At 64.0% G+C, this 7472-nt stretch carries 6 protein-coding genes; 3 read left to right on the top strand and 3 right to left on the bottom strand.

Annotated features, from left to right (window positions below; genetic code table 11):
- Nucleotides 1-240 precede the first annotated feature (240 nt).
- Nucleotides 241-1101 carry a basic amino acid ABC transporter substrate-binding protein gene (locus AC30NL_RS01775; protein ID WP_489462295.1) on the top strand — a complete coding sequence of 287 codons (861 nt, stop codon included), beginning with the start codon at nt 241-243 and terminating at the stop codon, nt 1099-1101.
- Between the two features lie 21 nt (nt 1102-1122).
- Nucleotides 1123-1875, top strand: coding sequence for an amino acid ABC transporter permease (locus tag AC30NL_RS01770; RefSeq protein ID WP_489462296.1), 753 nt, complete (start codon nt 1123-1125; stop codon nt 1873-1875).
- A 70-nt stretch (nt 1876-1945) separates the two neighbouring features.
- Here AC30NL_RS01770 and AC30NL_RS01765 read toward each other — a convergent pair whose 3' ends face one another.
- The 3 genes from AC30NL_RS01765 to AC30NL_RS01755 all read right to left on the bottom strand — a co-directional run bounded on the left by AC30NL_RS01765 (nt 1946) and on the right by AC30NL_RS01755 (nt 6201).
- A complete protein-coding gene (locus AC30NL_RS01765; RefSeq protein ID WP_489462294.1) occupies nt 1946-3760 on the bottom strand; it encodes a gamma-glutamyltransferase family protein in 1815 nt (604 codons plus the stop codon).
- Between the two features lie 74 nt (nt 3761-3834).
- Nucleotides 3835-5127, bottom strand: a complete 1293-nt coding sequence (locus AC30NL_RS01760) for a mechanosensitive ion channel family protein (protein ID WP_489462293.1) — start codon at nt 5125-5127, stop codon at nt 3835-3837.
- Between the two features lie 135 nt (nt 5128-5262).
- Complete coding sequence (locus tag AC30NL_RS01755; RefSeq protein ID WP_489462292.1) at nt 5263-6201, bottom strand: histone deacetylase family protein; 939 nt, start codon at nt 6199-6201, stop codon at nt 5263-5265.
- 70 nt (nt 6202-6271) lie between these two features.
- Here AC30NL_RS01755 and AC30NL_RS01750 point away from each other — a divergent pair, with 70 nt between their 5' ends.
- Complete coding sequence (locus AC30NL_RS01750) at nt 6272-7198, top strand: AAA family ATPase (RefSeq protein WP_489462291.1); 927 nt, start codon at nt 6272-6274, stop codon at nt 7196-7198.
- The last annotated feature ends 274 nt before the right edge of the window (nt 7199-7472 follow it).

Below are 7472 nucleotides of genomic sequence, written 5' to 3'. Positions count from 1 at the left end.
GGCGGTCACGCCGTGCCGTCAGTGCAGACCCGGGTGCCGCGTCCGCCAGGCTAAAGACTCTCTGCACTGCACTATGGCGAGCATTTGCAACGACGAGCAGGGGGCTTTTGGCGTGATGAGCGGGCATGTCCGAAAAACTCTCAGCCTCTGAGTCGCGACATACACTTCGCGTCTTGCGCGCCCTCCCGCTTCACAAGCGCCCGGGCTCCAATCACTCACAAGTCTCGGAGGAATCCGTCCATGACCAACACCTTTTCCCGACGCCGCCACCTCCTCGCCGTGGCCCTTCTCTCGGGCCTCGCGCTCATCGCCTGTAGCAAGAAAGAAGCCCCCACCGCCGCACCTGCTGCCTCGGCACCCGCGACCGCATCACGGGTCTACGCAGTCGGCACCGATGCCGCCTACGCTCCCTTCGAATCGCAGAACGAAAAGGGCGAGATCGTCGGCTTCGACATCGACGTCGTGCGTGCCGCCGCGTCCAAGGCCGGCATTGAGGTCAAGTTCGTGAACACACCGTGGGAAGGCATCTTCAATGCGCTGAACCAGGGGGACCGCGACATCCTCGTGTCGGCCATCACCATCACGGATGCACGCAAGCAGACGATGGACTTCTCGTCGCCATACTTCGATGCAGTGCAGCTCATTGCCGTGAAAACCGACTCCAAGGTCGCGAAGTTCGACGACCTGAAGACGCTGAAGGTCGGTGTGCAGACGGGGACCACGGGCGATGAAGCCGTGAGCAAGCTCCAAGGCAAGAACAGCCCGAACATCAAGCGCTTCGAATCCACGCCCCTCGCGTTGAAGGAGCTCGAATCCGGCGGCATCGATGCCGTGGTGGCAGACAACGGCGTGGTCATCAACTACGTCGCCAACAACGTGGGCAGCAAGTTCAAGACCGTGAGCGACAACAGCTTCGCGCCCGAGCAATACGGGCTGGCGGTGAAGAAAGGCAACACCGAACTCCTCGCCAAGCTCAACCAGGGCCTGGCCGGCATCAAGGCCGACGGCACTTACGACACGCTCTTCAAGAAGTACTTCGGCACCTCCGCGGGCGCCGTCGGTGTGAAAGCTGCACCCGCAGCATCGGCCGGCATCAAATAGCGTCCGCGCGGCGGCGGCATGTTGGATCTTCGCTGGGACATCCTGGCCGGATACGGCCCGCTGTTCGTCCAAGGCTTGTGGATGACGGTGCAGCTCACCGTCATCGCCATCGTGATGGGCCTTTTGCTCGGCGTGCTGCTCGGGCTCATCAGCAGCTCGGCCGACGCACCCAAGCCGACGTCCGCCGTGTCGAAGTGGAGCTGGAAGTTTCTGCGCGGCATCACGCTGGGCTATGTCACCTTCTTTCGGGGCACGCCGCTGTTCGTGCAGATACTGCTGGTGCACTTTGCATTGATGCCCACGCTCATCCATCCCGAGGGCGGGTTCCTCTTGAGCGGCGACGCGGCGCGCGAGTTCAGGCAGAACCACGGCGCCTTCTTTTCGGGCGCTCTCGCCTTGACTCTCAATGCCGGCGCGTACATCTCGGAGATTCTTCGGGCGGGTATCCAGAGCATCCACCTTGGGCAGACGCAGGCCGCCTACAGCATCGGACTCACGCATCGGCAGGCCATGCGCTACGTGGTGTTGCCGCAGGCCTTTCGGCGCATGGTGCCGGCGCTCGTGAACGAGGGCGTGACGCTGGTGAAGGACTCGTCGCTGGTGTCGGCCATCGGCCTGGCCGAATTGGCGCTTGCTGCTCGCACGGTGGCTGGTGCGTACTCCCGCTACTGGGAGCCGTATCTGCTCATCTCGGCCATCTACCTCGTGCTGACCCTCATGCTGTCGGCGCTCGCCAAGCGCCTCGAGGCACCGGCGCATCTGCGCGGCCGCTGAGAGGCTGAGAGGCTGAGAGTATTTCGAGCGTGTCCGAGCAGCAAAAAAGTCTCAGCCTCTGAGTTCCCTCTCAGTCTCCCATCACGATGCCCTCGCGCCGCGGGTCGGCGCCGCCGAACCATCCCGGCTGGCCGTCCTTGACGACGCGCTGGATGCCCTGAAGACCGCTCGTCTGCGTGATGAGGCGGACCTCGTGGCCGCGCGCCTTCAGCGCGTCCACCAGCGCGGGCGATGCACGGCCGTCTTCGAGTTCGGTGGGCCCGTTCCGCGAGCCGAAGTTGGGCAGCGAGATCGCCTGCTGCACGTCGAGCTTCCAGTCGAGCGTGGCGAACAGCACCTTGGCGGTGTAGTTGATGATGGCCGAACCTCCTGGCGAACCGAGGCTCATCACGAGCTGACCGGTCGCGCGATCGAACACCAGGATGGGCGACATCGACGAACGCGGCCGCTTGCCGCCTTGCACACGGTTCGCGACCGGCACGCCGTTCTCGCTCGGCACGAACGAAAAATCTGTCAATTCATTGTTGAGCATGAAGCCGCGCACCATGATCTGTGAGCCGAACACGTTCTCGATGGTCGAGGTCATCGCGATCGCATTCCCATGGCCATCGACGATGGAGATGTGCGAGGTGCACGTCAGCTCCGGACTGCGATCGTTGGCGAGACTGACGGCCGCAAGCGTCGGCGTGCCGGGTTGCGCGCGGCCCATGCTGCGCTCAGTGATGAGTTCGCTTCGCTTCCACAGATAGTCCGGCTTCAGCAACGCATCGGCGTTGCCGCCGGGCAATGGCACAAAGTCAGGGTCGGCCACGAAACGGCCGCGGTCGGCATAGGCCAGGCGCCCCGCTTCACTGATGAGGTGCACCGCCTCGGGGTTCGGCTCCAGCCCGAAACTCGCTGGCACGGGCTTCAGCGTCTCGAGGTTGCGCGCCGCCAGCATGCCCATCATCTGCCCGAGTGCGAGTGGCCCCGACGACGGCGGCGGCATGCCGCACAGCTTCCAGGCCTTGTAGTCGAAGCACAGCGGATCGCGCTGCTTGGCCCGATAGCCGGCAATGTCGGCTTCGGTCAGCAGACCGGCATTGGTCGGATGGCTGCGCACCTTCGCGACGATGTCGCGCGCCACCGAACCTTCGTAGAACGCAATGCTTCCACGCTCGGCCACGTCGCGAAGTACCGCTGCATATTCGGGGTTGCGCAACACCGTTCCAACGGACTTGGGAGATCCGTCCGGCTGCAGGAAATAGGCTGCGGCTGCCGCGTCGGCACCCAGTGTTTTTGCGGCATCGTCTTTCAGGGTCGCGTACAGGCGCGGGCTGAGCTGAAAACCTCTCTCCGCCAGAAGAATGGCTGGTTGGAACAAGGCCTTCCACGGCAATTTGCCGTGCTGCTGGTGCGCGAGTTCGAGCGCACGCAAGGTTCCCGGCGTGCCCACAGAACGGCCGCCGACAACGCCTTCCATGAAGTCCATGGGCTTGCCATCTTTCATGAACAGCTCGGGCGTGGCCGCCGCAGGCGCCGTCTCGCGACCATCGAAGGTTTTCACCGTCTTGCCATCGAAGTGCACAAGGAACAAGCCACCGCCAATACCCGACGATTGCGGTTCGACGAGGCCCAGCACCATTTGCACCGCAATGGCGGCATCGATCGCGGTGCCGCCGGCTTTGAGCACCTGGTAGCCCGCGTCGGTGGCAAGCGGATTGGCTGCGGCCACCATGAACTTGCTCGCCGACCAGCCAGGCTTTTCGGTGTAGCCGCTGGCCGCCTCGGGCGCACGCTGGGCGTGGTCGGGAACGCGGTAGTCGAGCGGGCCGGAGGGAGCTGCGCATGCGCCAAGCAGCGCGGTGGCGATGGCGATCAGGAGGTGGTGGCGCCTTGTTGTCATGGTGTCTTTCTTGTTGGGATTCGATTGGAACGCGTGGGCTGCTTGGACAAGAGCACGGCCCTGCTCCGCCCACCCTACGAGGCCGGCTTCTCTGCAAGCGGCGGCGGGGTGATCATGTGCATCACACGCTGCGGATACGGGATCTCGATCCCTTCTGCGTTCAGCACATCGAGGATCGCGAGGTTCACCTCGGACTTGACGGCGCCCTGGCCGTTCTCAGGGTCGGCGATCCAGAAGTGCAGATTGAGGTCCATGCCATCGGGACCGAAGACTGCCAATTGCGCGGACGGCGCCGGGTCGTCGATCACCCGCGACACGCGCCGTGCAGCGGCTTCGAGCTTGGGTTGGAGTGACCGGACGTCGGTGCCGTAGGCTACCTGCACGGTGCTCGTGAGAAGCACGCGCGGATCGGCGAGGGAAGAGTTCTCGACTCGCTGTGTGATGAGGATTTCATTCGGCACGATGGCTTCGCGACCACCCAGTGATCGAATGACGGTATAGCGCGTGCGGATGTCGGTGATCCGGCCTTCGAAGTTGTCGACCTTCACCATGTCGCCGATGCGCAGGCTTCGCTCCGCGAGGATCACGAAGCCGCTCACGTAGTTGGCAGCGATCTTCTGCAGGCCGAAGCCCAGACCCACGCCGAGCGCGCCGCCGAGCACGCTGAGCGCGGTCAGGTCGATGCCCGCGGCCGACATCGCGAAGATCAGCCCGAGGAAGAGGAGCGCGGCACGAACCAGATTGGCGCCGATCTTTCGCAGCGACAGATTGGTCGCGCCCGCGCCCTTGATGAGCTGCGACTCCACGGCTGCAGAGATCCACAAGGCGAGTACCAGCACGACGATGGCCGCGAGCGAACCTTCGACCACGTTGCGCAAAGAAATGCGCGAACTCCCGAGCTTCCAGGCGATGCCGTCGAGTCCTTCCATCACCACCGGCAGCACGCCGGTCACCCACAGCACCACGCCGATCCATGCAAGCCAGGACACTGTGCGTTCGATGGAACGTATGGCATGGGAGGCCGGGAAAGCGGCCGTCAGTACGCGCACCGTCAGGCGGATGACAACCAGCGACACGAAGACCGGAATCGCGAGCGTGAACACCGCGATGGGCACGCCAAGAACCGGCAGCAGCCCTCGTGCAACAAAGGCGAGGACAAGGGTGAGGATCGGGAAGAGGACACCGTCGACGATGCGTCGCCCGAAAACGATGGAGGCGGGCTTGCTCTGCGTCCCGCGCAACAGCCGGACCACGCCCCAGGCCACGATAAGACAAGCAGCGACAAGCGCCAGTTCGGTCAGCGCCGTCGGCTTGAGCAGCGAGTCAGCAAGGTCGCGAAGTTCGATGCTGGTGAGGGGTCTGGACATTGCGTATTGATTATTCGGTAGGGTGAGCAAAGCGAAGGTCCGTTCAAGACATGTCTCGGGAGAGCGTTCCCAGTTCGTCAGACAACACACGCCAACGGACTCTGGAACAGTTAGCTCGGGCCAAATCCTAAATGGTCAGTCCACGCCAGCCAACACTCGCAAGTGCGCCGCGACGCTGCGAGCCAAAGCCCCGAGTGCATATCCGCCTTCAAGACACGACACCATCCGCCCTTGTGCATGCCGGTCCGCCACGAACTTGATGCGCCGGGTCATCCATTCGTAGTCCGCCTCGATCAGTCCGAGTTGCCCGAGATCGTCTTCCCGATGTGCATCGAAGCCCGCCGAAAAGAAGATCATCTCCGGTCGAAACTCTTCCAGCCGCGGCATCCACATCGCCTCTATCATCTCGCGCACTTCGCCGCCCTTGGTGTAGGGCGGGATCGGCAGGTTGACCATGTTGGTACCCTTGGGCACGGTGCCGCTGTAGGGGTACAGCGGGTGCTGGAAGATGCTGACCATCAGCACTCGCTCGTCGCCCGCGATGATGTCCTCGGTCCCGTTGCCGTGGTGCACGTCGAAGTCGACGATGGCCACGCGCTTCAGGCCGCGCACGTCCAGCGCATGGCGTGCGGCGATTGCCACGTTGTTGAAGAAGCAGAAACCCATGGCCTGGTCGCGCGTGGCATGGTGGCCGGGCGGGCGGACAGCGCAGAAGGCGCTGTCGATGTGGCCGTCGATCACAGCATCAGTCGCTGCTACCGCTGCGCCGGCGGCACGCAGCACGGCAGCCCACGTCTGGGGACAGGCGGTGGTGTCAGGGTCCAGCGCGACGGATCTGCCCTCGGCCTTGACGCGTTCGAGCACGTCTTTCAGCTCCGCCACGTAGCCGCTGCTGTGGGCCAAGGCGACGTCGCGCAGATCGACCGCAGGCGCCTCGCGCATGTCGAGTGCGACGTCGAGGCCGGTCGAGCGAAGGAGATCGTTGATGGCATCGAGCCGTTCGGGACATTCAGGGTGGCCCCTTCCCATCTGGTGCAAGCGGCAATCGGGGTGGGTGTAGAAGGCTGTGGACATCGTGATACGCGCCTTGAAACCGGGAATCGGAGGGTGAGCGACGACGAGAATTTCGGTTAAGGTGAGGCGCATGCCTGACCACCTTGCCACTCAACTGACCCGCCTGATAGACCAGATTAGCACGATCATCGTCGGCAAACGCCGACAGATCGAAGACTGCGTGGCCTGCCTTCTTGCAGGAGGACACCTGCTGATCGAAGACGTTCCCGGAGTCGGAAAAACCACGTTGGCCCATGCACTGGCAGTTTCTTTGGGCCTGCGGTTTTCGCGGGTGCAATTCACCGCCGACCTGATGCCCTCGGACCTCGTCGGCGTGAGCATCTACGAGCGCAGCAAGGAGTCCTTCGTCTTTCACGCGGGCCCCGTCTTTGCCCAGGTACTGCTGGCCGACGAGATCAACCGCGCCGGGCCCAAGACACAGAGCGCGCTGCTGGAAGCCATGGAAGAGCAGCAGGTCACCGTCGAGGGCGAGACCCGCGCCCTGCCCCGGCCATTTTTTGTCATCGCCACGCAAAACCCCACCGACCAGCTGGGCACCTACCCGCTGCCGGAATCGCAGCTCGACCGCTTCCTGATGTGCATCAACCTGGGCTACCCGGATCGGGCAAGCGAGCGGGCCTTGCTGTCGGGGCAGGATCGGCGTGAGGCGATCCATGGATTGCAGGCAGTGATGACACCGGAGGAATTGGTGGCCGCGCAGAAGGCGGTGCTGGCTGTCCATGCGTCGGACGGGTTGCTCGACTACCTGCAAGCTGTGATTGCCGCGACGCGGTCAGGCGCCTGGTTCATCGAAGGCCTGAGTCCGCGTGCTGGAATTGCGGTGCTGCGTGCCGCAAAGGCTCGGGCCCTTCTGGACAAGCGAGATTACGTGGCGCCTGACGATGTGCAGGCCATCCTCGCGCAGTCAGCCGCGCATCGGCTGGTGCCGGTGGCAGGGGCTGGGCGGGGGCGGGTCGAGCAGGTGCGGGCGATGGTGGAGGCCGTCGGGTTGCCTTGATGGGAGATGGTGTGATTTTTGAGAGACCCCTCACCCCAACCCTCTCCCCCCGCCGGGGGAGAGGGGGCCGCAATGCATTACTTCGAAGCGGGCCACAGCGAACTGGCCTGCATTGCGCCCTCGCCCCTTCGGGGAGACCGGGGGAGAGGGAGCCGCAATGCATTACTTCGAAGGGGCCACAGCGAGCTGGCCTGCATTGCTCCCTCGCCCCTTCGGGGAGAGGGCTGGGGTGAGGGGCCTGGGCCTCTGAGCAAACATGAACTTGTCATGCGTC

It is taken from the genome of Rhizobacter sp. (genome assembly GCA_021153565.1).
In the GTDB taxonomy this organism is placed as follows: domain Bacteria; phylum Pseudomonadota; class Gammaproteobacteria; order Burkholderiales; family Burkholderiaceae_C; genus Albitalea.
Note: the sequence above shows the minus strand (reverse complement) of the source record. Positions and strands in the feature narration are given on the sequence as shown.

What these genes read in the sequence shown, in the direction of transcription:
- AC30NL_RS01775 (WP_489462295.1), top strand. Translation starts at nt 241, where the DNA reads ATGACCAACACCTTTTCCCGACGCCGCCACCTCCTCGCCGTGGCCCTT.
- AC30NL_RS01765 (WP_489462294.1), bottom strand. Translation starts at nt 3,760, where the DNA reads ATGACAACAAGGCGCCACCACCTCCTGATCGCCATCGCCACCGCGCTG.
- AC30NL_RS01760 (WP_489462293.1), bottom strand. Translation starts at nt 5,127, where the DNA reads ATGTCCAGACCCCTCACCAGCATCGAACTTCGCGACCTTGCTGACTCG.
- AC30NL_RS01755 (WP_489462292.1), bottom strand. Translation starts at nt 6,201, where the DNA reads ATGTCCACAGCCTTCTACACCCACCCCGATTGCCGCTTGCACCAGATG.
- AC30NL_RS01750 (WP_489462291.1), top strand. Translation starts at nt 6,272, where the DNA reads ATGCCTGACCACCTTGCCACTCAACTGACCCGCCTGATAGACCAGATT.